Genomic DNA, 24,225 nt, shown 5'->3' with positions numbered 1-24,225 from the left:
AGTTCCGCACGCAAAGAAGGCCACTTAATGTGGCCTTCGTCTTGCGCAGGACTGCCCGAGCAGCAAACCAACACTATCTCGCCAGCCCAGCGACCACCCCTCCCAAAGATTTTCAAAAAAGTTGTTGACGCGCGCGTAACGACTCGTCTAATATATCCCTTGCGCGATGGACCTGTAGCTCAGTTGGTTAGAGCGTCCGGCTGATAACCGGGAGGTCACAAGTTCGAATCTTGTCAGGTCCACCACTTTCTTTCGCAATAAACACCCCAGCGAGAGCCGAGTCGCCGCTGGGGTGTTTATTACTGTCTCCGTGGGGGTTTAGCTCAGCTGGGAGAGCGCGGGCTTTGCAAGCCTGAGGTCAGGGGTTCGATCCCCCTAACCTCCACCATGATGGACCTGTAGCTCAGTTGGTTAGAGCGTCCGGCTGATAACCGGGAGGTCACAAGTTCGAATCTTGTCAGGTCCACCATCTAAAACGTAAAGAGCCCCGAGCTATTGCCTCGGGGCTCTTTTCTTACCTATCCAATAAGTTTTTGTGTGCGGTGCGAAAGTTTGGGTAGTATAGCTATTCAATGCGGCGGAGCTGCCGCGCATGCCAATCACAACGTACCGGAGGTGTTCCATGGTTCGTGTCGACATAGAGACCATCGTCATGGCCGCCGGTCCCGTGCCATCGCTGATCGTCTTGCGCGAGCGTTGCCGTAAGTCGGATTCGTCCGCGCCGCTGCGCTCTCTTTCCATCCAGACCGGTTCCTACGAGGCAGCGGCCATCAGCCGCGGTATCGATACCGGCCGCACCGATCGCCCCATCACCCACGATCTTTTGCTCGATACCATCGAAGTGGTGGGAGCGAAGATCGAGCGTATCGAGATCGTGCGCGCCGAGCCGCCGGTGTTCTACGCGACGGTCGTCGTGCACACCGATAGGGGCGAGCGTATGCTTGACGCACGACCGAGCGACGCTATCGCCCTTGCCGTGCGCAGCAATGCCCCCATGTTTGTGGAGGACGACATCATGAATCGCTTGGGCACCGTCTCTCCGCTTGCCGACGAGGTTGACGACGAGAGTGAATTCGAGAAGTTTGACGAGTTTGTCCACACGCTCTCGCCCGATGATTTCTAAATGTCGGTTGAGCACGATGCACGGCGAGCGCTGATGGGTACCAGTGTGTCGACCGAAGCAGCCGCTATCGCGCGTGAGGCCCATATGCGCGCCGAGGCATTTGAGGTCGCGCGCATTGCGTATGTGACGCAGGCTCGCACCCTTCGCGAGCGCCGTGACTCCTATATCAAGATGGTTGTTGTCTCCGCGCTTGCCGCGGTAATCTTGTCGCGGCTTCGTGGTACAGTTGGTGCGCTTGGGTTTTCGATTTCGACGGGCCTGGTGATCTGGGGCGTGGTCGATGCGGTAATGCTGACCAACCAGATCAAGGTGCTCGACAAGCGCGCTGCGGATATGGTTCGCGCCCGTGACGCTGCCGCCAGAATCGCGGCCGAGGCACAGGAGTTATAACGACGCCGAATGCGATGGGAAGGTCAAAAGATGGCACAGGATATGAAGGACGCCGGTAACGTCTCCGCCGAGCTCGACGCCATGGTGTGCGATCTGATCGGTGCGTTTTTGGATGACCTTGCCGCCGGTGAAAACCCGGGCGTTGTCGTGGCAATCGAGGATGCCGCCTCCAACCGCTATCTTGCGGCTCTCGACGAGGACGGTGAGGAGGCATGCCTGGAGGCTGCCACCAACTTTATCTCCGAGCACAAGATGGGTCTCAAGGACGAAGGCCTGGGCCGCATCGCCCGCTATGCCATCGGCTATACCGGCTGTGTGGAGATCGAGGGCGGATATCACGACGCTTTGCTCGTTAGCTTCTTCGAGACCACGCTCGAGAGCGGTTTTTCGGCATATGTGCTGTACGAGGGCATGGGCGCCGGCGATGGTTTTATGTGGAGCGACCCTGAACCTGCAGGTGAGGAAACCCCTCTCATCTAGAATCGCTAAAATAAACGAGTTTTTCGGTAAAAGGCTCAATATTCCCGCCGAGCGTTGTGTTGCTGGACGGGTCACATACGCGTGCCGTTTGTATATAGATAGAAGATAGGGGAACTACATGCGCGTAGACAATCTGAGGAACATCGCCATTATCGCCCACGTCGACCACGGTAAGACGACGATGGTCGATAAGCTCCTGCGTGCCACGGACGCCTTCCGTGCCAACCAGCAGGTCGAGGATCGCGTCCTGGACTCCAACGACCAGGAGCGCGAGCGCGGCATCACGATTCTCGCCAAGAACATCTCTATCGAGTACAAGGACGTTAAGATCAACGTCATCGACACCCCGGGCCACGCCGACTTTGGCGGTGAGGTCGAGCGCGTGCTGCGCATGGCCGACGGCGCTCTGCTGCTGGTCGACGCCTTTGAGGGCCCCATGCCCCAGACCCGCTTTGTCCTACGTCACGCCATCGACACCGGCCTTAAGATCATGATCGTCATCAACAAGATCGACCGTCCGGGCGCCAACCCCGAGAAGGCCTACAACGACTGTCTGGACCTTATGGCCGACCTGGGCGCCACCGACGACCAGCTCGAGTTTGCCATGGAGCACGTGGTCTATGCCAGCGCCATGAATGGCTTTGCCCGCCTTGACCCCAACGACGGCAACATGGACATGTACCCGCTGCTCGACATGATCATCGACGACATGCCCGCGCCCGAGGTTGACGAGACCGCGCCGCTCGCTATGCAGTGCGTGACCATCGACCACTCCAACTTTGTCGGCCGCATCGGCATTGGCCGCGTGTACTCCGGCACCATTCGCCAGGGCGATCAGATCCTGGTCGTCAAGAACGACGGTTCCAGCGCCACCGCTACCGTCAAGCAGCTCTTTACCTTCGACTACCTGGGCCGCACCGAGTGCCAGGAAGTCGGCGCCGGCGACATTGCCGCCGTCGTGGGTATCGAGCGCACCGACATCGGCGATGTCTACACCGATCCCGAGAACCCCGTCGAGCTCGAGCCTATCGAGATCGATCCGCCGACCCTGTCCATCGTCTTCGAGGCCTCGACCTCTCCGCTCGTCGGCCGCGATGGTGACATTGTGGGCGCTCGTCAGCTCAAGGAGCGCCTGTTCAATGAGGCCGAGAACAATGTGACCATGAAGATCGAGGAGCTCGAGGACAAGAGCGGCGTCGAGGTCTCGGGCCGCGGCATTCTGCACCTGTCCGTCCTGATGGAGTCCATGCGTCGCGAGGGCTTTGAGTTCCAGGTCGGCCGTCCCCGCGTTCTGTTTAAGAAGGATGAGAACGGCAACAAGATGGAGCCCGTCGAGCAGGCTGTCGTCGAGTGCCCGGACGAGTACTCGGGCAAGGTCGTCGAGGTCTTTGGCACCTCTGGCGGCATTATGACCAGCATGGACACCTCGGGCATCGTGACGCACCTTGAGTTTAAGATCCCGACCCGCGGCATCATGGGCCTTAAGAACCGCATCATGAACGTCACTCACGGCGAGGGCGTGTTCTATCACACCTTCCTGGAGTACGGTCCTTACGCCGGCGAGATCGGCAACCGTCAGAACGGCGCCATGATCTCCATGACCACCGAGAAGGCCGTTGCCTACGCTCTGGGCACGCTGCAGGAGCGCGGCCAGCTGTTTGTTGAGCCGGGTGTCGAGTGCTACGAGGGCATGATCGTGGGCGAGCGCAGCAAGGCCGGCGACATGGTCGTCAACATCGCTCGTACCAAGAACCTGGGCAACCAGCGTTCCTCGACCTCCGATATCTCCGTGCAGCTGGTGCCGCCTCGCACCTTCTCGCTGGAGGAGGCGCTGGAGTACATCGCCGATGACGAACTGGTGGAGATCACCCCCAAGAACATCCGTCTGCGCAAGCGTCTGCTCAACGCCACCGATCGCAAGAAGGCTGCCGTTCGCGCCGGTCAGGTCAACAAATAAGCGCTGAGCTCTGTAGCATTCACAAGAAAGGGCGTCGACCATCGCGGTCGGCGCCCTTTTTGTACCACCACAAAGAGGAAGGACACCTTTGCGGTGGTTGGCGGTTAGGCGGAGGGAAGGCCCGGGGTGTTGGGGGCCTTTTGCGGCTTGACGTGGGCGTTGCGCCAGATGATCTGAATGAGATAGCCCAGCATAAAGACGAAGGCTACGCCGCTGATAAAGTTGCCCATAAGGGGAAGTGCTGTAAGGGCGCCGGCGATGGCGCCGCCCACGGCGGCCATGGCGTAGCGGTTCTGGCTGTGCCCGACCATGCGTGCGATCGCGGTGCCCGCAAAGGCCGCCGAGACCAGGGCGATGCCGATGACGCCGCACATCAGGGCTCCGGCGAGCGACAGGCCGGCAATAGAGATGATGAGCAGCAAGATGGCGGGAACGGCGGCTACCGTGCCCAAAAGACCGCTCACCCACAGCGGGGCGGGGTGCTGGTGAAGCATGCCGGCCGCGCTGGCTGTTGCACGCGGAAAGACGAGCTCAAGGAGAATCGCGACAAAGCAGGTGGAAAGAGCTGCGGCAACGATGCCGCCGATGACGTCGTTGACGGTGGAGGTATCTTCGTTCTCGGTGCGGTCGATCTTGAGGGCTCCCACTTTGGCGCCGTCGGCGCGTTCGGGGTCCTGTGAGACATGAGCGTTTACGGTACCGGTGATGTTGGCGTTTTTGCCGAGCACCAGCTTGTCGGCCCAGACCTCAACATCGCCATCGACAGTGCCGTCGATGGTTACCGTACTGCCCGCGAGCGCTGCCGACTTGGCGGAGCCGCGCAGGGCAACCGTCTCACCTGCGGCATAGAAGCAATTGGCGGTACTGCCGGAGTTAAGTACGACGTGCTGAGCGGCAACTGTCACGCTTCCATCAATGGTGGTCTTGGCGATATCGATGGTGCGCGCCGCCAGGCGAACGGCGCCGCCTACGGTGCAGTCGCGAATCGACAGGCTTTCGCCGGCGGCGATGATATCGCGGTCGATGGACGCGTCGTCCAGGCTAAGGCTTTGACCGGCCCAGTACAGATCGCCCCCGACGCCGGATGGACTGGAATCCCCGTCGGACACGAAAACATTGCCCGCGGTGTCGGTGCCGGCGAATGCCATGGAAGGCAGCGCGGTAAACGCCAGCGCGATAAGCGCGAAGGCCATAATGAGGTGTCCGCGCATGCTGTGATGTTGCGCCGCCGCGGGTTGGTTGTGAGGCATGGTGAATCCTTTGCTTGGTGATTTGCATACGCCCAATATGGTACCCATTGCGCCTTCGCTCTAAAAGAAACTCGCGGTTGCAGTATTCTGCATGGGCAATTGCCTACGTAAGGTGTCGCGGGATATCGGGTCTGCGACCGGTTGTAGACAGGCTGTCACCTTGCGATGGGCCGGGCCGTGCTATCTATTTTTTACGATGTAGGAAACGCGCGATATCGTCCTCGGTGGGACTTTTGATGTCAAAGCGCAGCGAGAGCCAGCGCAGGCCCATGGTCACTGCGACGCAAACGACCAGCGCGACGACATTGCTGACCAGGCCGCTCATGACAAGGCAAACATAGCTTGCCGATCCAGCGATAGCCGCGATGGCATAGAAGTTGGTGCGCTGGAAAATACCCGGCACCACGCCCATAAAACCATCGCGCAGCATGCCGCCGCCTACCGCGGTAAAAAAGCCCATCATGATGCACACGACCGGTGCAAATCCGTACACGAGCGCCTTATCTGCGCCGGTTGCCGCATAAATACCCACCGAGATGATGTCGAGCAGGGGGATGAGCTTGTCGGGCTTGTCGACGATGGCAGGGAAGATGTAGATGATGGCCGCCGTGGCGATGGACAGCGGAAGCGCCATGGGCTGGTTAAGGATGTAGACGTTGCCCACCTGGAGCGTCATATCGCGCAAAAGACCGCCGCCCAGACCGCAGACCACGGCGAGCGCGACGGCGCCCACCAGATCGAGTTTGTGCTCGCGCGCAACCAGTACACCCGAAATCGACGCCGCGACGACAGCGAACATCTCGAGCCAAAACGGGATGGCAACCATGGCATCCGAGGCGTGTGCGGTAACGATTACAGTGGCGATGACGGGCAAGGTGGGTTCCTTTGGGTAGCTGGATTGGAAAATGCCCGTACATAGTACATGGTTGTGGGAGGTCGTGACCCCATTGCTCGGTAAACGGTCGGAACTGGGCGCGGTCACAGGTTCCAAACATGTACATCAGCCTCCAAAAACGACATTTTTTGACATCTTTGGAGGGTGATGTACATGTTTGGAGATCTGGGTTGGTGTTGAACGCCCTGTCGGGTTCGAACCCCTCCTCCGCCGCCGTATTTGTCTGTAAGGGACTCAAAACAAAAAAGCTCCCTTTGTTGGGAGCTTTCTCAACCAAAATGGCGGAGGAGGAGGGATTCGAACCCTCGTGACCTTATACAGGCCAAACGGTTTTCGAGACCGCCGCATTCAACCACTCTGCCACCCCTCCGCGTGGGGTAAAAACAAAGCAGGCACAAAGGCCTGCTTTGGAATTAACTGGCGGAGAGTCAGGGATTTGAACCCTGGAGACGCTTTTGACGCCTACACGATTTCCAATCGTGCTCCTTCGGCCACTCGGACAACTCTCCGTTAAATGCGAAAGTCAGTATACACGAGGAATCGCAAAGTGCAAACCAAAAACTTGGCATTTTTTAAATTGCATCGCTCCGTCGTTTGCCCAACCGTGCCGAAACCAATCGATGACCTGCGTAATCGGACCAGACGAACTGTTCAAATGAGGTAGTTACGGACGGTCGGGAATCAAGTTTAATCATTCAAAATGTCGCGTTGTACCGCTGGTATGCATTTTGCGACCGCAGCCATACTGCGAGCGACTTGCGGTTATCTGGCAGAAAGTCGGTATGTACCCGCCCTTGTCCTCAAATCCGTCAAGCTCTTGGACAGCATTTGGTTGGAATATGCAAGAAAGGCCGTGCGAGTATGGGCATATGTGGAGGTCATGAGGTTGTAGCTGCATATTCTTGCAGCCTGGGAGGTTGAAAGATACTATTACCAAGTCTTTTCCTGCTTCAGGCGCACCTTCACGACCTGAAGCCACATTTGTCCAGAGGAGGTGACAATATGAAGGCTTATGAACTGCTGTTCTTTGTTGACCCGTCGCTCGACCCCGAGACTCGTCTCGCTGTTATGAAGCGTATCGATACCACGATCGCTGAGGGCGCTGGCAAGGTCGACTCCGTTGACGAGTGGGGCAAGCGCAAGCTCGCCTACGAGATCAACGACCTCACCGATGGTGACTACACCCTCATCAACTTCCACGCAGATCCTACCCAGATCGCCGAGCTTGATCGCGTCCTGCGCATCACCGACGCTGTGGTCCGCCACATGATCGTCCGTCGCGACGACCAGGAGTAAGACTGTCGTTTTGGACTGGGCTTGTGCCCCAAGAGGAAGTAGTGAGTAATGAGCATCAATCGAGTGAACATCACCGGTAACCTCACCCGCGATCCCGAGCTGCGCGCCACTGCCGGCGGAACCCAGGTTCTGTCCTTTGGCGTCGCCGTGAACGATCGCCGCCGCAATGCGCAGACTGGCGAGTGGGAGGACTATCCCAACTTTGTCGACTGCACTATGTTCGGCACCCGCGCCGAGGCCGTGAGCCGTTTCCTGGCAAAGGGAAACAAGGTCGCGATCGAGGGCAAGCTGCGCTACAGCTCTTGGGAGCGCGACGGTCAGCGCAGGAGCAAGCTTGAGGTCATCGTCGATGAGATCGAGTTTATGAGCTCCCGTGGTGGCCAGGGTGGCTACGATCAGGGCGGTTACGCCCCCGCAGCTCCCGCGCCCGCAGCACGTCCTGCCGCACCGGTGGCTACGCCGCCCGCGGTCGACGTCTACGATGAGGACATCCCGTTTTAAGGGTTGTTCACCTATTTTTGAGTGAGAGGCGGCTTCGGTTCGCCGAAGTTGCCAAATGAAAGGTATTTTGACATGGCTAATGATTTTTCTGCACGTCAGCCGCGTCGTAAGTACTGCCAGTTCTGCAAGGAGAACACTGAGTTCATCGACTATAAGGACACTCAGCTTCTCCGTAAGTACATGACCGACCGTGGCAAGATCAAGCCCCGTCGCGTCACTGGCGCTTGCACGCAGCATCAGCATGACATCGCCAACGCCATCAAGCGTGCCCGCGAGATGGCTCTCCTGCCGTACACCGTCCCCGTGGTTTCCTCTCGTGGCAACCGCGACCGCGGCTAAGAAGGGAGACGCATCATGAAGGTTATTCTTCTCGATGAGATCAAGGGCAAGGGCGGCGAGGGTGACGTCGTAGAGGTCGCTCAGGGTTACGCTGAGAACTTCCTGTTCCCCAAGAAGCTCGCTGTTGCCGCCACCAAGGGCAACCTCAAGCAGCTTGACGAGCGTCGCAACAACATCGCCAAGCGCGAGGCCGTCCGTCTGGCTACCGCCAACGAGACCAAGGCTGCCCTCGAGGGCAAGCAGGTCACCGTTGACGTCAAGGTCGGCGACGAGGGCATCCTCTTTGGCTCCGTCACCGCCGCTATGATCGCTGACGCCATTAAGGATCAGCTCGGTATGGACATCGACCGCAAGCGCGTCGAGCTCGGTAAGCCCATCAAGGTTGCCGGTGCCCACACCGTTGCCATCTCGCTGTACCGCGAGATCAAGGCCGAGGTTGTCGTTCTCGTCGGCGTTACCGCCGAGGAGCTCGCTGCCGAGGCTGAGGTCGAGGAGGCCGCTGAGGTCGCCGAGGCCGAGACCGCCGAGGTCGAGACCGAGGCTGCTGCTGAGTAGCATTTGCTGCAACGCAACAATCTTGTTCTAAGAAGGGCGCTCTGGGAGACCGGGGCGCCCTTTTATTTTTTTGCGCTGAGTGGGCGTCACGTCATACATTGAGATGCAGTTCCACATAAGCGTTGTGTTAGACCGCTTTGGATAAGTGTCCTATGCACAGTACACGCAGCAGGACCCCCAATTGCGACAATTCCATCATCAGGAAAGATGGAGGTTGCAATGGAAGACGTGCTCACCCAGCTGACGAGGCAGTTCCTCCCGCAGATGACGGCTGCCGAGAAGAGCAGGGTCCTGAGATCGCTCAAGGCGCTGATAGACGCGGAGCTTTTCGAACTCGCGGCAAGCGAGGGGGCGGAAGACGATCCCGACAGAGCCTGCCCCTGGTGCGGCTCCCCGCATTACGTGAAGAGGGGGCGAGACGGGCGCGGCCGTCAGCGGTTCCTCTGCCGAGGGTGCGCCAGGACCTTCACCGACGCCACCATGCGCATCTTCTCCACCACCAAGCTCGACAGGTCGGCCTGGATGAGGTTCGCGGAGTGCCACGTGGACATGCTCCCGCTGCGCGAGTCGGCGGAAAAGTGCGGCGTGTGCCTCAAGACGGCGTTCTTCATGCGCCACAGGCTGCTCGAGGCCATGGCCAAGCGCATGCCCGCCTTCCGCGTGGAGGCCGGCGGCGGGGCCGAGCTCGACGAGTGCTTCTTCAGGGAGAGCTTCAAGGGAAACCGCTCCAGGTCGGAGTCCGGCATGCCCAGGAAGCCCCGCACAAGGTCGCAGGGAACCGACGGGCACGAGAAGATATGCGTGCTCACCGGCATCAACGACGCCGGCGACATCTTCTACGAGATCGCGGGGAGGGGCGGCCTCGATGAGGCGGCAGCCAGGGAGCTGCTCGCCGACAAGCTCGCGGTCGGCGCGATAATCTCGACGGACCGTGCGCACGTGTACCGCCGCGTCCTGCCCGCCCTCGGCGTCGGCGCGCACATCGCCAGCAAGAGGGAGGAGCACGCCATCAACAGGGTGAACAGCCTCCACTCCCAGATGAGGCACTTCATCGGCAGGTTCCGGGGTGTCTCCACGAGACGCCTCGAGAACTACCTCGCCTGGTTCAAGTGGACATGGTGCTTCAAGGTCCGCAGGAGCGCGGACGAGCTCGCCGAGCTCATAGTGAGGCAGGCAGCCCGCGGCACGTACGAGAAGACCTGGCGCCAGTACAAGGTGACCCCCTATCCGTTCTACGAGTACTGGATCAAGCAGGCGAAATGGGACTCGCGTGCGCGGAGGGCCATATACGGCGTGGCGTGATGTCCAGGGCGGTCTGGCGCAGCGCATCTGCGGCAAGCGCTGAAGTCGTGCCCCGATGCAAATAGCAACAGCTAGCGATATTCTTCGGGAACGTCGAAACCGTACTCACGGCATAGGAGCATGACATCGTGGGCGTCGTGCTCGTCATGCTGATAGCCCAAGTGAAACAACAGCTGGCTTTCGGGGTCGATGCACGACACCTCCACCTCGCCGATGCGCCCCCTCCCCGAAAAGACCTCCCCGGGAAAACGATCTCCCTGATACAGAATATCGCCATTCTCGGCGAAATCGAAGCAATGCAGGTCGACGATGCGCCCCGCCTCGTCTTGCCACACCGTGTGATCTTCGGTGGTGAAAGATGCAGCCACCTCGGAAAACCCCTCATCAGCAATTAGATCCACGAACCTTTGGTAATCCCCGCGCTGAACGAACAGGTCGATGTCGTTATGAGCCCTGGTCTCACGCCCGACAAGCGCATCGACGCCCCAGCCGCCATCAAGATATACGCCAATGCCCGCACCTGCGGAAAGGCCGATTATCCAACACGCATCATCCTTGGTGACCATAGGAGCTCCTTCGCTTTCGCCTGCTATTTAAGCAAGAAAGATTATAGGAAAAGTCCCAGTATCCAAAGTGGTCTAACACAACGCACATAAGGGACCGTTCATCCGTTTGGTTCGGTGATGATTGTTAAGGCGCGCCTCGATTTAAAGCTGTGGCTGATACTATGGATGCTCGCAAGCGATATGAATGAGGATGCTCATGGCATATGACGATAGGGAGACATGGCTGACGGTCGAGGACCGCGGCTCCAAGTTGGGTCTCCCCCAAAACCAAGATGCAGAGGCCAACGTACTGGCCGCCATGCTGCTATCGCCCGAAGTGGTCGAAGAAGCCCAGGTCGAGCTGCAGCCCGATGATTTCTACCGGCCCATTCATAAGACCATCTATACCGCGATGGTCGATATGTACAACAGTCGCATTCCCATCGACTCCATCTCGCTGATCGATTACCTGCGAAGCATCAACAAGCTCGATGCCGTGGGCGGCGAGGCGTACATTTTGGAGCTGATGGGTCAGACCCTGTCGCTCGTCAACTGGCAGCACCATGCCGCCATCGTTCGTCGCGACTCGATGCTGCGTGAGCTGATTGGCGCCACCAACGAGATTAACGCGCTGGCCTATAACGCCCCCACCGATACCAAAGAGGTCGTGGAGCTGGCCGAGAGCAAGCTGCTCAAGGTTACGGCGCGCGAGGTTAAGTCGAGCTACAAGACACTGACCGAGTTTATGGTCGAGGCCTATAACGAGGCCGAGGAAGTGTGCCAGGCCGGTGGCCAGGCAGCGGGCGTTCCCACGGGCTTCCCGTCACTCGACCGCATGCTTATGGGCTTCCGCGAGGGCCAGCTCATCATTATCGGCGCCCGCCCCGCCGTGGGTAAGACCTCGTTCGCTCTAAACCTGGCGCTCAATGCCGCCGCTGCGGGCTACACCGTCGGCTTTTTCTCGCTGGAGATGTCGGGCAAGGAAATTGCCCAGCGCCTGATTTGCGCCTATGCCATGATTTCGATCAGTGATTTTCGCATGGGTCGCATTAGCCCCGAGCAGTGGGCCAATATCAACGAGGCCACGCAGACCTTGTCCAAGCTCGATATTCTGATTGACGATACGCCCGGCACCACGGTGACCGAGATTCGCGCCAAGAGCCGCCGCATGCTCCACAACAAGGAGAAGGCCATCATTATCTTGGACTACCTGCAGCTGGTGAGTCCTCCGCCGGGACGCCGTTCCGAGAGCCGCACCGTCGAGGTCTCCGAGATGTCGCGTGGCTTAAAGATTATGGCCAAGGAACTCAAGATTCCGCTGATCGCGCTGTCTCAGCTGTCGCGTCAGGTCGAATCCCGTACCGGCAAGCGCCCGCAGCTTTCCGACCTGCGCGAATCGGGCTCCATCGAGCAGGACGCCGATATCGTCATGTTCTTGGACCGTTCCGCCGACGAGGCTGAGGCCTCGCGCGACGACCGACCTGACGAGGGCGTCACGCGTATTGTCGTGGCCAAGAACCGTTCGGGCCCGATCGGTGACGTCGACCTGATGTTTCTGCCGGCGTCTACCAAGTTCTATGAGCTTGATGGGGTGCATACCGAGGAGTAGGACAGGCGCCCGTTGCACGGGTATACTGGGAATGTTTTGTGCTTCTGCCCGCCGTGTGGCGCGCAGACAGTCCATGTATGTAAGGAGTAAACATGCCGTCAACCGTTTTGGTCGGTGCCCAGTGGGGCGATGAGGGCAAGGGTAAGATCTGCGACCTGATCGCCGGCGACTTCGATGCCGTCGTGCGCTATTCGGGCGGCAACAACGCCGGCCACACCATCGTTGTCAACGGCAAGAAGTACGGCCTGCACCAGGTGCCCTCCGGCATCATGTACGCCGACCACGTGTCGGTGATTGGCAACGGCTGCGTCGTCAACCCCAAGGTTGTCCTTGAGGAGATCGACATGTTCGAGGCCGATGGCATCACCACCAAGAACCTCAAGATCAGCGGCAACGCACACGTGATCATGCCGTATCACGTCGACCTGGACGGCGCCTTTGAGCAGAAGCTCGGCAAGAAGAGCATCGGTACCACCAAGCGCGGCATTGGCCCGTGCTATCAGGACAAGATGGCTCGTATTGGCCTTCGTATGCAGGACATGCTGGACGAGGAGCTCTTCCGCGACAAGCTGGAAACCGCTCTTGCCCGCGTGAATCCCGAGCTCGAGCTGCTTTACGGCCTGCCCACCTACACCGTGGACCAGATCTGTGAAGAGTACCTGCCCATGGCCGAGCGCCTGCGCCCGTACATCACCGAGACGAGCCTGCTGCTCAACAACATGATCGATGAGGGCAAGACCCTGCTCTTTGAGGGCGCCCAGGCAACATTGCTCGATATCGACCACGGCACCTATCCGTTTGTCACGTCTTCCAACTGCACCGCCGGCGGAGCGATCACCGGTTCTGGTGTTGGCATGAAAAACGTCGACCGCGTGCTGGGCGTCATGAAGGCCTACATCACCCGCGTCGGTGCAGGCCCCATGCCCACTGAGCTTTCCTACGAGTCCGAGGCCGGCCATACGCTGACCGAGGAGGGCTATGAGTACGGCGTGACTACCGGTCGCCGTCGTCGCTGCGGCTGGTTTGACGGTCCCATCGCCAACTACGCCTCGCGCGTCAACGGTCTTACCGACATCGCCCTGACCAAGCTCGACGTGCTTTCGGTCTTCGACACCATTAAGGTGTGCGTGGCCTATGACGTCGACGGCGAGCGCTACACCAGCGTGCCCGAGCACCAGGTGCGCTTTGAGCATGCCAAGCCCATCTACGAGGAGCTTCCTGGCTGGAAGTGCGATATCACCGGCTGCCGCAGCTTTGAGGAGCTGCCGCAGGAGGCTCAGGACTACGTGGCATTTGTCGAGGATCTGGCGCACACGCGCGTGACGTTTGTCGGTGTTGGCGCCGGCCGCGAGCAGATCATCAACCGATTCTGGAAGTAATCGGCGTTATTTGGTTATTGCGATATACCCCTTCGCAGCCCGGACGGGCGGCCGAGGGGTATATTTGCTTGTAATGGGCCCGCATGGTTGACGGGCCGTTAATCCATAGAGGAGGCACCCTTGAAGGCGGACACTCAAACCATCGACATCCTGTTGTTGGGCAGCGGCGGCCGCGAGCATGCTTTGGCAGCCAAGCTCGCGGCATCACCGCGCGCCGGCAAGCTCTACATCGCCCCGGGCAACGGCGGCACCGCGAGCTGCGGCGAGAACGTGGTTCTCGACGATTGCGATCCTGCTGCCGTGGCGGCGTTTGCACAGAGCCACGGATGCGGACTCGTGGTGATTGGCCCCGAGGCTCCGCTCGTGGCGGGCGTGGCCGACGCCGTGCGCGCGGCGGGTATTCCCTGCTTTGGCCCGGGTGCCGAGGGCGCCCAGATGGAGGGCTCTAAACTGTTCTCCAAGCAGCTCATGGAGCGCGCGGGCATTCCGACGGCCGCCTACGGCTCGTTTACCGACGAGGCTTCGGCTCTCGCCTATGTGCGCGAGCAGGGCGCTCCGCTGGTCGTGAAGGCCGACGGTCTTGCCGCGGGCAAGGGCGTTATTGTGGCAACCGAGCTTTCGCAGGCCGAAGAGGCCGTGCGCGAGTGCTTTGGCGGCACCTTTGGCGATGCCGGCAACACCGTGGTTATCGAGGAGATGCTCGTTGGCCCCGAGTGCTCGCTGCTGGCCTTTACCGACGGCAAGACCGTGCGCCCCATGGCCACCTCGCAGGACCACAAGCGCGCGCTTGAGGGCGACCTTGGTCCCAACACGGGCGGCATGGGCGTCTACAGCCCGGTGCCCATCGTGACCGACGAGGAGCACGCCACCATGGTGAAGGTCATGGAGCAGACCGTGGCCGAGCTCGCCGCCGAGGGCATCGATTACCGTGGCTGCCTGTACGGCGGCTTTATGCTTACCCCCGCCGGCCCCAAGGTGCTGGAGTTTAACGCCCGCTTTGGCGACCCCGAGACGCAGGTCGTACTGCCGCGCCTTAAGAACGACCTGGTCGAGGTCATGCTTGCCTGCGCTAACTGCGAGCTCGACCAGATTGAGCTCGATTGGCGTGACGAGTGGGCGGTGGCCGTTGTCCTGACGAGCGCGGGTTATCCCGGCAGCTACGAGAAGGGCAAGGTAATCACCGGCATCGAGGATGCCGAGGCCATGGAGAACGTGACCGTGTATCACGCCGGCACCGCCGTGGTGGACGGCCAGCTCGTGACCAACGGCGGCCGCGTGCTCGCCGTGACCGCGCTGGGCGACACGTTCGAGAACGCTCGCAACCTTGCCTACGAGGCTTGCGAGAAGATCGATTTTGAGGGCAAGACCCTGCGTCACGACATTGGCCTGCGCGCGCTGCGCGGCCGCGACGCCTGGGATGCTTAAAATCCGAGAGGAATGAGACGGATGGACGAGAAGAACGAAGAGCTCGTGGACGCGCAAATCGTCGAAGAGGACAGCCACATGTATGGGCACGCCGAGGGCGAGCCTGGTGGCGAGGTCGCTGACGAGCCGGCGCTGGTGCTGGGCGACGACGACCCGCACGATGCCGAGCTGCACGAGAAGATTCTTTCGGAGGAGTGCGCCTGGAAGGGCAAGATCCTCGACGTCCACCGTCTTGAGGTTGAGCTGCCCAACGGTCACCGCAGCGCCCGCGATATCGTTCGCCATCCGGGTGCGGCGGCCGTTGTGGCGCTGACCGAGAGCGGCAAGATCGTACTGGTGCGTCAGTACCGCACCGCCATCGACCGCGTGACGGTTGAGATTCCCGCCGGCAAGCTCGACCCAGGCGAGGACCCGCTCGATTGTGCCAGGCGCGAGCTGCATGAGGAGACGGGCTTTAAGGCCGGGCGCATTCGCTTTTTAACGTCGATTGTCACGACCTGCGGTTTTTGCGACGAGATTATTCACATCTACCTGGCCACCAAACTCGAGTTCGATGCGCCCAACCCCGACGATGACGAGTTTGTCAACGTTGACCTGGTGCCGCTGCACGAGCTGATCGATGCCGTGCTCGACGGCAAGATCGAGGATGCCAAGACCGTCGTGGGCGCACTTGCCTGCGACAGCATCGCGCACCGCCTTGGTGGTTCTGAGCTGTAACGAGTGGGGATAGCCCTGGGACAAGTACTACTGATTGCTTTGTCCCAGGGTCTTATGTTGCTGATATTTCTTTGAGGATCACATGCTGAAGCGTTTTCTGTCTTACTACAAGCCCCAGATGGGGCTTTTTGTTGCCGATACCATTTGCGCCCTGGTGCTCGCCGCCATTGACCTGGCGTTTCCCATTATCCTGCGCAATCTGTGCGGCGGGCTGTTTACCCAGGGCCAGACTGCCATTATGCAGGCGCTCGGTATGGTCGCGGTGGGACTGGTGCTGATGTATGCCACCCGCTGCGCCTGCCGCTACTTTGTGAGCTATTGGGGCCACGTGATGGGCGCGCGCATGGAGTCCAAGATGCGCGAGGACTTGTTCGATCAGTACGAGCGTTTTAGCTTTGCGTACTTTGATCGCAACAGCTCGGGTGACATGATGAGCCGCGTGGTCAACGACCTGTTCGATATCTGCGAGGCGGCGCACCACGTGCCCGAATGGATCATTATTTGCGGTATCGAGATCATTGGCTCGTTTGTGATTCTGTTTACCATTGCGCCGGTGCTCGCGCTCGCCATGGCCGTGGTGACGGCGGTGTTCGCGGTCATTATGTTTTGGCAGAATATGCGCATGCGCGAGGTCTTTAGCGATAACCGCAAAAAGATCAGCGGCATCAATGCGCAGCTGCAGGATTCGCTGGCGGGCATGCGTGTGGTCAAAAGCTTTGCCAATGAGCAGACCGAACGCTCTAAGTTCCGTGCCTCTAACGATCGCTACCTTTCGTCCAAGGAAAACATGTATCACGCCATGGGCGTCTACACCGCGACGTATGGTCTGCTCTCGGGCGTGCTCTATGTGATCGTGGTGCTGCTGGGCGGTTGGCTCGTTGCCCAAGGTCAGCTGCAGGCGGTCGATATGGCAACCTTCGCGCTCTACATTTCGCTGTTCTGCACGCCGCTTGAGACGCTCGTCAATTCGGCCGAGACGTACCAGAAAGCCATCGCCGGCTTTAGGCGCATGGACGAGGTGCTCTCGACTGTCCCCGATATTCAGGATAAGCCGGGTGCTGCGGATCTGCAGGTGACGGCCGGCGCTGTTGAGTATCGCGACGTGTGCTTTAGCTACGAGGATGTCGAGCTGGGCGCGGGCGACGGGACGCGTCCCGTTATCGACCATATGGATCTGTCCATTAAGCCCGGTCAAACCATCGCTTTGGTTGGTCCCTCGGGCGGCGGCAAATCAACGACTTGTTCGCTGTTGCCGCGCTTTTACGACGTCGCCGCCGGCTCCATTAGCATTGACGGCCAGGATGTGCGCGACGTGACGCAGCGTAGCCTGCGCCAATCCATCGGCCTGGTGCAGCAAGATGTCTATCTGTTCGACGGAACGATTGGCGAGAACATCGCCTATGGCAAGCCGGGCGCCACGGCAGAAGAAATCGCCGAGGCGGCCCATCGCGCCAACATCGATGCTTTTATCGAGTCGCTTCCGCAGGGCTACGACACCGTGGTGGGCGAGCGCGGCAGCCGTCTTTCTGGTGGTCAAAAGCAGCGCGTCGCCATCGCGCGCGTGTTTCTCAAAAATCCCAAGATCCTTATTTTGGATGAGGCGACCAGTGCTCTGGATAACGAGAGCGAGGAGGCGGTGCAGGAGTCGCTCGAGCGCTTGGCGCGCGGCCGCACCACGATCATCATCGCTCACCGTCTCTCGACCATCAAGCATGCCGACGAGATTGCGACCGTTGAGCATGGTCGCGTTGTGGAACGTGGCACGCACGAGGAGCTTCTCGCCCGTGGCGGCACTTATGCCCGTTACTATCGAATGCAGTTCGAAGGTGCGCGTGCGCACGAGCTCGACTGATTGATATGACAGGAAGGTTATGGCTGATAAGAACCATCTGACTCCGGAAGAAGTGACGGAGTTATTCTCCGAAATCGATGCATCCGGCGTCTTGGATCCTACACTCGCCAAAAAGCGTACCGAGCGCATGCGCGAGAAAGAGTCTGCCGTCAAACGCGGTGACAAGGCGACACTGGCGCGGCTGCGCAGCGAGGATCGCGCGAGCCAGGCAAAACATATCGACCCGCTGTCCGAGGACGATCCTTCGGGTTCGCAGGTGAGCCATACCATTACGAAAACTGCCATGGCCGTGGTTATCGGCATCCTGGTGCTGATTGTGGGCATGCAGATCGGCTACGGCGTGATGCGACGCCTGAACACCGCGAACCTCTCCGAGAGCGTTTCGGTGGATACCGTTTCGACCGCGCTCAAAGGTGGACTTGAATGGGGCAACGGCTTTACGCAGTTCCCGCTCGATTTTACCGTCGACGAGGCCGACGAGGGTACGGGCACGGTTGAGGTGACGGTGCTGGACACGTCTTCTGCCAATGAACTCGAGTTGCTGTCCAACGGTCAGATTCAGGCGGCGGCGCTCGCAACCAATGCCCTGCTCAACGACAAGATTGACCGTGTGGTGTATAACGTCCACGCCTATATCGACGAGGACAGCAGGATTCAGCATGATTCCTTCTTTGGCATGTTTCCCGCCCAGGGCCACCAGAGTGCCATCATGACGTTCGTCTGGACCAAGAGCTCTTCCAACGCCACCAATATCGACTGGAAGATGCGTATCGTGAGCATGGATGACACCATTGCCGAGCGTATTCAGAAACAGGTGAACTCGGTATCGTCGCTCATCGAGGACCCGGCGGTGAGCCAGACTAAGATTGACGAGGAAAAGGCCGAACGTGATCTGGAGCACCGCCTGCACGGCCGCGAGATTTTCCGTGGCGGCAAGCTTGGCCGCACCCCGTCCGAATTACTTGAGCAGGACAAGCAAAAGTAGTCCGCAGCCACATAGAATGATGACATCCCGCGTGAGCCGCAAGCCCACGCGGGACGATTTTTCTGGGACGGGGATTAAAAAATTATTCTGTCATGTATGCGGTTGGCGAGTAGTCAATTTGGGACGGGGCTATTTTAGCTACCCCGGCTGGTGGCACGACGGTTAGGTTGATTGACGGACGGGGTAGCTAAAATAGCCCCGTCCCAAATTGACTACTCAGCGACAAAGCTCTGCTTTCAGAATGATTTTTTAATCCCGTCCCAGAAAAATCATTATGCATAAGAAGTCATAATTATCATTTTGTAAACAATTCTATGTAATTAACGCCATAAGGCATACTTACGGTTAGAATACCGCGAGGCCTAACTACACACCTTTAAGCCGGTCCCGAGAGACCGGGAAGGAGAACTATGGCGAACAACCATATTGCGGGCGCTGCCGCCCGCACCATCGCGCCCAGCGAACTGTGCCAGCGCATGCTGGCCAAAACCAGCAAGGGTGCTTGCGGTCCCTGCATCCTGTACCTTGAGGATGGGACCATTTTTTATGGCCGTGCATGTGGTGCCGAGGGCACCGCGACCGGCGAAGTCTGCTTCAATACTTCACTCGAGGGTTACTTTGAGGTTATGACCGACCCGAGCTATGCTGGCCAGATCGTTACCATGACCTATTCGCAGATTGGCAACTATGGCATCGACGAGACCGATGTCCAGTCCGCCTTCCCCGGCGATGACGTACGCCCTGCGAGTGCTCCCGCCATGCGCGGCATGATCGTGCGCGACATGTGTGCCACGCCTTCTAACTGGCGCTCGGCCGTCAGCGTGCCGGAGTACCTGCGCGCACACGGCATCGTCGCTATCGAGGGCGTCGACACCCGAGCCCTGGTGCGCCACCTGCGCGACAATGGCTCCAAGATGGGCATTATCTCGACCGAGGTCCTCGACATCGACGAGCTTGCCGAGCGCTTGGCCTCTGCTCCCACGCTGGTGGGGGAGAACCTGGTCAAGACCGTGAGCTGCCCTGCGCCCCATCCGTTCGCCGGAAGCGATCTGCCCGCCGAGCATGGCTTTGCGCTTGCGGCCCCCGCTCCCGCCCGCCACAACGTGGTCGCGTACGACTGCGGTGTCAAGCGTGGCATCCTGGAGGGTCTGGTCCGTGCTGGCTGCGACCTCACCGTCGTGCCGTGGGATACACCCGCGCGTCAGGTACTCGATATGAATCCCGATGGCGTCTTTTTGTCCAACGGTCCCGGCGACCCCGATGCCGTGGTAGAGACCTACGAGCAGGCGCAGCAGCTGATCGGCAAGGTGCCCGTCTTTGGCATTTGCCTGGGTCACCAGATGATCAGCTTGGCATGCGGCGCCCAGATGGAAAAACTCAAATTCGGTCACCGTGGCGGTAACCAGCCGGTTATGAACCTGGTCAGCCGCCGCGTGGAAATTACCGCGCAAAACCATGGCTTTGGCCTGCTGTTCCCCAGCTTGGGCAAGCTTGTCCCCGAACTTTCGGGCGGCGAGACCGAGCATGCGGCCGACGGCGATCTGCGCGTCTGGGTGCGCCGTGGTATCGCGCCCGTCGTGATGAACGAGCGCTTTGGCCGCATTCGCCTGACGCACGTGAACCTCAACGACGGCACCGCCGAGGGCATTCAGCTGCTCGACGCCCCGTGCTTCTCGGTCCAGTACCACCCCGAGGCCTCGCCCGGCCCCACCGACGCCCACTATCTCTTTACCGCCTTTACGCGACTCATGGACGGCGAGGAGAACTACCTGGACATCGACACCGCGAAGGACCGCCTGCAGGGCTGGAACTTTGCCGACAATGGTTCCGCCACGACCGAGACCGAGGAGAACTAACATGCCTAAGCGTACTGACATCAAGCGTATCCTCGTCATTGGCTCGGGCCCCATCGTCATTGGCCAGGCCTGCGAGTTCGATTACTCCGGCGCCCAGGCCTGCAAGGTGCTCAAGGAGGATGGCTTTGAGGTCATCCTGGTCAACTCCAACCCGGCGACCATCATGACCGACCCGGGCCTGGCCGACCGCACCTATGTCGAGCCCATCACCGCCGAATTTATCGAGCGCGTGATCAAGAAGGAGCGCCCGGACGCGCTGCTGCCCACGCTGGGCGGCCAGACCGGTCTGAACGCCGCCGTCGAGCTGGCAAAGGACGGCACGCTCGACCAGTACGGCGTCGAGATGATCGGCTGCGACCTTGCCGCCATCGAGCGCGGCGAGGACCGCAAGCTCTTTAACGAGGCCATGGCCGAGATCGGCCTGGAGGTCGCGCGCTCGGGCTATGCCTACAGCGTGGCCGACGCCGAGGCCATCGCCGAGCGCGTGGGATATCCCTGCGTGCTGCGCCCGAGCTTTACCCTGGGCGGCGCCGGCGGCGGCATCGCGCACACCCACGAGGAGCTCGTCTCCATCGTGAGCCAGGGCCTTGAGCTCTCGCCCGCCCACGAGGTGCTGGTCGAGGAGTCCATCGAGGGTTGGAAAGAGTACGAGATGGAGGTCATGCGCGACCACGCCGGCAACGGCATCATCGTGTGCTCCATCGAGAACCTCGACCCCATGGGCGTGCATACCGGCGACTCCATCACCGTGGCGCCGGCGCAGACCCTCTCCGACCTTGAGTATCAGCGCATGCGTGTCGCCTCGCTCGCCATTCTGGAGAAGATCGGCGTCGAGACCGGTGGCTCCAACGTGCAGTTTGCCGTGAACCCGCAGACCGGTCGCCTGATCGTCATCGAGATGAACCCGCGCGTGAGCCGTTCGTCCGCACTGGCCTCCAAGGCCACGGGCTTCCCCATCGCCAAGGCCGCCGCTCGCCTGGCCGTGGGCTACACGCTCGACGAGATCGTCAACGACATCACCAAAGCCACGCCTGCCTGCTTTGAGCCCACGATCGACTACTGTGTGGTCAAGGTGCCGCGCTTTGCCTTTGAGAAGTTCAAGGGTACCGACCCCACGCTCACAACGCGCATGAAAGCCGTGGGCGAGATCATGGCGATCGGCCGCACCTTTGAGGAGGCCTTTGGTAAGGCCATGCGCTCGCTGGAGGACGGGCATCAGGGCATTTGCGCTGGTGGCAAGGAAGGTGCCGATAAGCTGAGCGACGACGAGCTCGCTCAGGCCGTGGGCACCCCGACTGAGCACCGCATCTTCTTTGTGGTCGAGGCCCTGCGTCGTGGCTGGGATGTCGCGCGCATCCATGCCATTTGCGGTATCGATCCTTGGTATCTCAACCGTATCAACGATATGGTGCAGGTCCAGGAGAGCATTCGCGGCCTGCGCGTGGAGGACATCGACGCCGACGCGATGCGCCTGCTCAAGCAGTATGGCACGAGCGATGCCGAGATTGCCGCGCTGACCGGCTCGGACGAGCGCTTTGTTCGCGCTTACCGTAAGGGTCTGGGCGTGGTTCCCAGCATGAAGACGGTCGACACCTGCGCTGCTGAGTTCTCGAGTGCCACGGAGTATCACTACAAGACCTACGAAAACATCTACCGCACGAGCCCGGTCGCCAAGAAGTGCGTCGCCCCCGACGAGACCACGCCGGCAAGCAAACCCAAGGCGATGATTCTGGGTGCCGGCCCCAACCGTATCGGCCAGGGTATCGAGTTTGACTACTGCTGCGTGCACGCGAGCTACGCGCTGGCGGCCCGTGGCTTCGAGACCATCATGGTCAACTGCAACCCCGAGACCGTCTCGACCGACTACGACACGTCCGATCGTCTGTACTTTGAGCCGCTCACCTACGAGGACGTCATGGACGTTATCGATGTTGAGCGCCCCGACGGCGTCGTGGTGACGCTCGGCGGCCAGACCCCGCTTAAGCTGGCGCGCATGCTCGAGGAGAGCGGCGTGAACATCATGGGTACTAAGCCCGATGCCATCGATTTTGCCGAGGACCGCGAGCGCTTTGCCGCCCTGCTCGACAAGCTGGGCATTATGTACCCGCCGGCGGGTCAGGCCACCTCGTTTGAGGAGGCCGAGGCTGTGGCCGCGCATATCGGCTACCCGCTGCTGGTTCGTCCGAGCTATGTGTTGGGCGGCCGCGGCATGATGATCGCCTACGATGCCGAGCATCTGCACGATTACATGGCCGAGGCTGCTCGCATTAGCCCCGACTACCCGGTGTACCTCGACCGCTTCCTGGAGGGCGCGATCGAGTCCGATGTCGATGCCCTGTGCGACGGCGAGGAGGTCTACATCGGCGGTATTCTGGAGCATATCGAGGAGGCCGGTATCCACTCCGGTGACTCCGCGACTTGCATTCCGCCGTTTAGCTTTAGCGAGAGTCTGCAGGCGAAGCTCCGCGAGACCACGCGCCGCATCGCGATGGCGCTGGGAGTCCGCGGCCTGGTCAATGTGCAGTATGCCATCAAGGGCGAGACCGTCTACGTGATCGAGGCCAACCCGCGTGCCAGCCGTACCGTGCCGTTTATCTCCAAGGCCACCGGCGTGCCGCTGGCCAAGTGCGCGGCGCGCATCATGGCGGGCGATTCCATCGCGAGCCTGGGCCTGCCGAGCGACGAGCGCCAGCTGGACTGCTTCTGCATGAAGGAAGCCGTTATGCCCTGGGGTCGTTTCCCGGGAGCCGACGTTATCCTGGGGCCCGAGATGAAGTCGACGGGCGAGGTCATGGGTGTCGCCAAGAGCTATCCCGAGGCATACGCCAAGACACAGCTGGCGATTGACTACAAACTGCCCGATCCGAGCGCCGGCAAGGTGTTCATTAGCGTGTGCGATCGCGATAAGCGCCATATCCTTTCGGTCGCCCGTATCCTGCGCTATCTGGGCTTTGACATCTGCTCTACCGAGGGTACGGCGCGCGTGCTGCGCGGCGGCAACGTGACGTGCGAGATTGTGGAGAAGATCAGCGGCCCGCACGACGGCGAGCGTCCCAACATCGGCGACCTGATTGCCGACGGCAAGATCGCGGTGATCATCAACACGCCGTACGGTCCGGGTTCGCGCGGCGACGGCTATCTGCTGCGCACCGAGGCCGTCCGTCGTGGCGTGACCTGCGTGACGGCGATGTCTGCCGCCAACACGTATGTGAGCGCCATCGAGGCTGTGCGCGAGGACCAGCAGGGCCACGGCAGCGCCAACGACATGGGCATGGACGTCATCGCCCTGCAGGACCTGCCGCAGTACACGGTGTAATGTGACCTGGTCGGCCGGGGCGGGAGGGGCTGAGATTTCCCCCTTTCGCTCCGGCTGCAAGCAGAGTCGCTCAGGAGGAAACTCGGCCCCTCCCGCCCCGGCCTGCGGTGACTTTGCTGCACCGTGTGCTGCAGAAGGGGCTTTGCGCGATGACTGGGGCTGAATAAAATTGAGTGTGGGCGCCGTCGTTCATTCGAACGACGGCGCCCACGTTATGTAGGAGGGACTTTCAGCCTCGTCAACCTCCCATTCCAAACCAAATCAGCCAACGTACGTCATGGCAATATCCGGTAGGTCCCCGGGTGCCCCGCGGCGGGCTGGGTTATTTAGCTGAGCGACTTTGCGAAGCAAGGGAAGCTCATTATTTCAGCCAACGTACGTCATGGCAATTCCCGGTAGGTCGAAGGTGCTCTGCGGCGGCCCGGTGTTTTCATCTGAACGACTTTGCGTAGC

At 60.4% G+C, this 24,225-nt stretch carries 20 protein-coding genes and 5 tRNA genes; 20 read left to right on the top strand and 5 right to left on the bottom strand.

Features of this window, described 5'->3' with window-relative positions; genetic code table 11:
• Nucleotides 1-168: 168 nt before the first annotated feature.
• The 7 genes from ACTQVX_RS04210 to typA all read left to right on the top strand — a co-directional run bounded on the left by ACTQVX_RS04210 (nucleotide 169) and on the right by typA (nucleotide 3,950).
• Nucleotides 169-245 (top strand) — tRNA-Ile (locus ACTQVX_RS04210).
• 67 nt (nucleotides 246-312) lie between these two features.
• Nucleotides 313-388, top strand: a tRNA-Ala gene (locus tag ACTQVX_RS04205).
• 4 nt (nucleotides 389-392) lie between these two features.
• Nucleotides 393-469, top strand: a tRNA-Ile gene (locus ACTQVX_RS04200).
• Between the two features lie 153 nt (nucleotides 470-622).
• Nucleotides 623-1,123 (top strand): bifunctional nuclease family protein, encoded by a 501-nt coding sequence (locus ACTQVX_RS04195; RefSeq protein ID WP_427748159.1) that lies wholly within the window; start codon nucleotides 623-625, stop codon nucleotides 1,121-1,123.
• Nucleotides 1,124-1,513, top strand: coding sequence for a hypothetical protein (locus ACTQVX_RS04190; RefSeq protein ID WP_441546457.1), 390 nt, complete (start codon nucleotides 1,124-1,126; stop codon nucleotides 1,511-1,513).
• 30 nt (nucleotides 1,514-1,543) lie between these two features.
• Nucleotides 1,544-1,993 (top strand): hypothetical protein, encoded by a 450-nt coding sequence (locus tag ACTQVX_RS04185; RefSeq protein WP_441540325.1) that lies wholly within the window; start codon nucleotides 1,544-1,546, stop codon nucleotides 1,991-1,993.
• A 118-nt stretch (nucleotides 1,994-2,111) separates the two neighbouring features.
• Nucleotides 2,112-3,950 carry a translational GTPase TypA gene (gene typA, locus ACTQVX_RS04180; protein ID WP_154516764.1) on the top strand — a complete coding sequence of 613 codons (1,839 nt, stop codon included), beginning with the start codon at nucleotides 2,112-2,114 and terminating at the stop codon, nucleotides 3,948-3,950.
• Between the two features lie 104 nt (nucleotides 3,951-4,054).
• On the opposite strand, the gene ACTQVX_RS04175 is transcribed toward typA, so the two are convergent.
• From ACTQVX_RS04175 to ACTQVX_RS04160, 4 genes are all read right to left on the bottom strand, one after another.
• Complete coding sequence (locus tag ACTQVX_RS04175) at nucleotides 4,055-5,200, bottom strand: polymer-forming cytoskeletal protein (RefSeq protein WP_441546458.1); 1,146 nt, start codon at nucleotides 5,198-5,200, stop codon at nucleotides 4,055-4,057.
• 184 nt (nucleotides 5,201-5,384) lie between these two features.
• On the bottom strand, nucleotides 5,385-6,074 hold the full coding sequence (locus ACTQVX_RS04170) for a trimeric intracellular cation channel family protein (RefSeq protein WP_229770653.1): 690 nt from the start codon (nucleotides 6,072-6,074) through the stop codon (nucleotides 5,385-5,387).
• Between the two features lie 300 nt (nucleotides 6,075-6,374).
• Nucleotides 6,375-6,465 (bottom strand) — tRNA-Ser (locus ACTQVX_RS04165).
• 48 nt (nucleotides 6,466-6,513) lie between these two features.
• A tRNA-Ser gene (locus ACTQVX_RS04160) sits at nucleotides 6,514-6,604 on the bottom strand.
• Nucleotides 6,605-7,097: 493 nt separating this feature from the next.
• Here ACTQVX_RS04160 and rpsF point away from each other — a divergent pair.
• From rpsF to ACTQVX_RS04135, 5 genes are all read left to right on the top strand, one after another.
• Nucleotides 7,098-7,391, top strand: coding sequence for a 30S ribosomal protein S6 (gene rpsF / locus ACTQVX_RS04155; protein ID WP_006235831.1), 294 nt, complete (start codon nucleotides 7,098-7,100; stop codon nucleotides 7,389-7,391).
• Nucleotides 7,392-7,439: 48 nt separating this feature from the next.
• Nucleotides 7,440-7,892, top strand: a complete 453-nt coding sequence (locus ACTQVX_RS04150; RefSeq protein ID WP_006235830.1) for a single-stranded DNA-binding protein — start codon at nucleotides 7,440-7,442, stop codon at nucleotides 7,890-7,892.
• A 72-nt stretch (nucleotides 7,893-7,964) separates the two neighbouring features.
• A complete protein-coding gene (gene rpsR / locus ACTQVX_RS04145) occupies nucleotides 7,965-8,231 on the top strand; it encodes a 30S ribosomal protein S18 (protein ID WP_006235829.1) in 267 nt (88 codons plus the stop codon).
• Between the two features lie 15 nt (nucleotides 8,232-8,246).
• Nucleotides 8,247-8,786 carry a 50S ribosomal protein L9 gene (gene rplI, locus ACTQVX_RS04140; protein WP_154516756.1) on the top strand — a complete coding sequence of 180 codons (540 nt, stop codon included), beginning with the start codon at nucleotides 8,247-8,249 and terminating at the stop codon, nucleotides 8,784-8,786.
• 219 nt (nucleotides 8,787-9,005) lie between these two features.
• Nucleotides 9,006-10,088 carry an IS1595 family transposase gene (locus tag ACTQVX_RS04135; protein ID WP_158553197.1) on the top strand — a complete coding sequence of 361 codons (1,083 nt, stop codon included), beginning with the start codon at nucleotides 9,006-9,008 and terminating at the stop codon, nucleotides 10,086-10,088.
• 71 nt (nucleotides 10,089-10,159) lie between these two features.
• On the opposite strand, the gene ACTQVX_RS04130 is transcribed toward ACTQVX_RS04135, so the two are convergent.
• Nucleotides 10,160-10,654, bottom strand: coding sequence for a nucleotidyltransferase domain-containing protein (locus ACTQVX_RS04130; RefSeq protein ID WP_117635919.1), 495 nt, complete (start codon nucleotides 10,652-10,654; stop codon nucleotides 10,160-10,162).
• A gap of 190 nt (nucleotides 10,655-10,844) precedes the next feature.
• Between ACTQVX_RS04130 and dnaB the strand changes: the two genes are divergently transcribed.
• The 8 genes from dnaB to carB all read left to right on the top strand — a co-directional run bounded on the left by dnaB (nucleotide 10,845) and on the right by carB (nucleotide 23,772).
• Complete coding sequence (dnaB, locus tag ACTQVX_RS04125) at nucleotides 10,845-12,242, top strand: replicative DNA helicase (protein ID WP_427718155.1); 1,398 nt, start codon at nucleotides 10,845-10,847, stop codon at nucleotides 12,240-12,242.
• A 92-nt stretch (nucleotides 12,243-12,334) separates the two neighbouring features.
• Nucleotides 12,335-13,621: an adenylosuccinate synthase gene (locus ACTQVX_RS04120; RefSeq protein ID WP_427717940.1), complete on the top strand. Its 1,287-nt coding sequence runs from the start codon at nucleotides 12,335-12,337 to the stop codon at nucleotides 13,619-13,621.
• Nucleotides 13,622-13,741: 120 nt separating this feature from the next.
• Complete coding sequence (gene purD / locus ACTQVX_RS04115; protein WP_154516747.1) at nucleotides 13,742-15,046, top strand: phosphoribosylamine--glycine ligase; 1,305 nt, start codon at nucleotides 13,742-13,744, stop codon at nucleotides 15,044-15,046.
• 21 nt (nucleotides 15,047-15,067) lie between these two features.
• Nucleotides 15,068-15,763 carry an NUDIX domain-containing protein gene (locus ACTQVX_RS04110; protein ID WP_441033470.1) on the top strand — a complete coding sequence of 232 codons (696 nt, stop codon included), beginning with the start codon at nucleotides 15,068-15,070 and terminating at the stop codon, nucleotides 15,761-15,763.
• Between the two features lie 82 nt (nucleotides 15,764-15,845).
• On the top strand, nucleotides 15,846-17,615 hold the full coding sequence (locus tag ACTQVX_RS04105; RefSeq protein ID WP_441033473.1) for an ABC transporter ATP-binding protein: 1,770 nt from the start codon (nucleotides 15,846-15,848) through the stop codon (nucleotides 17,613-17,615).
• A 19-nt stretch (nucleotides 17,616-17,634) separates the two neighbouring features.
• The gene (locus tag ACTQVX_RS04100) at nucleotides 17,635-18,600 is read left to right on the top strand and encodes a hypothetical protein (RefSeq protein ID WP_154516741.1); all 966 of its coding nucleotides are present in this window, start codon (nucleotides 17,635-17,637) and stop codon (nucleotides 18,598-18,600) included.
• 410 nt (nucleotides 18,601-19,010) lie between these two features.
• Nucleotides 19,011-20,456, top strand: coding sequence for a glutamine-hydrolyzing carbamoyl-phosphate synthase small subunit (gene carA, locus ACTQVX_RS04095; RefSeq protein WP_441560304.1), 1,446 nt, complete (start codon nucleotides 19,011-19,013; stop codon nucleotides 20,454-20,456).
• A 1-nt stretch (nucleotide 20,457) separates the two neighbouring features.
• Complete coding sequence (carB, locus tag ACTQVX_RS04090; RefSeq protein WP_441560302.1) at nucleotides 20,458-23,772, top strand: carbamoyl-phosphate synthase large subunit; 3,315 nt, start codon at nucleotides 20,458-20,460, stop codon at nucleotides 23,770-23,772.
• Nucleotides 23,773-24,225 lie beyond the last annotated feature (453 nt).

Origin of the sequence: Collinsella sp. LCP19S3_A6, assembly GCF_052122015.1 — a bacterium.
In the GTDB taxonomy this organism is placed as follows: domain Bacteria; phylum Actinomycetota; class Coriobacteriia; order Coriobacteriales; family Coriobacteriaceae; genus Collinsella.
The sequence above is the reverse complement of the archived record's forward strand: the minus strand, read 5'-3'. Positions and strand labels throughout refer to the sequence as shown.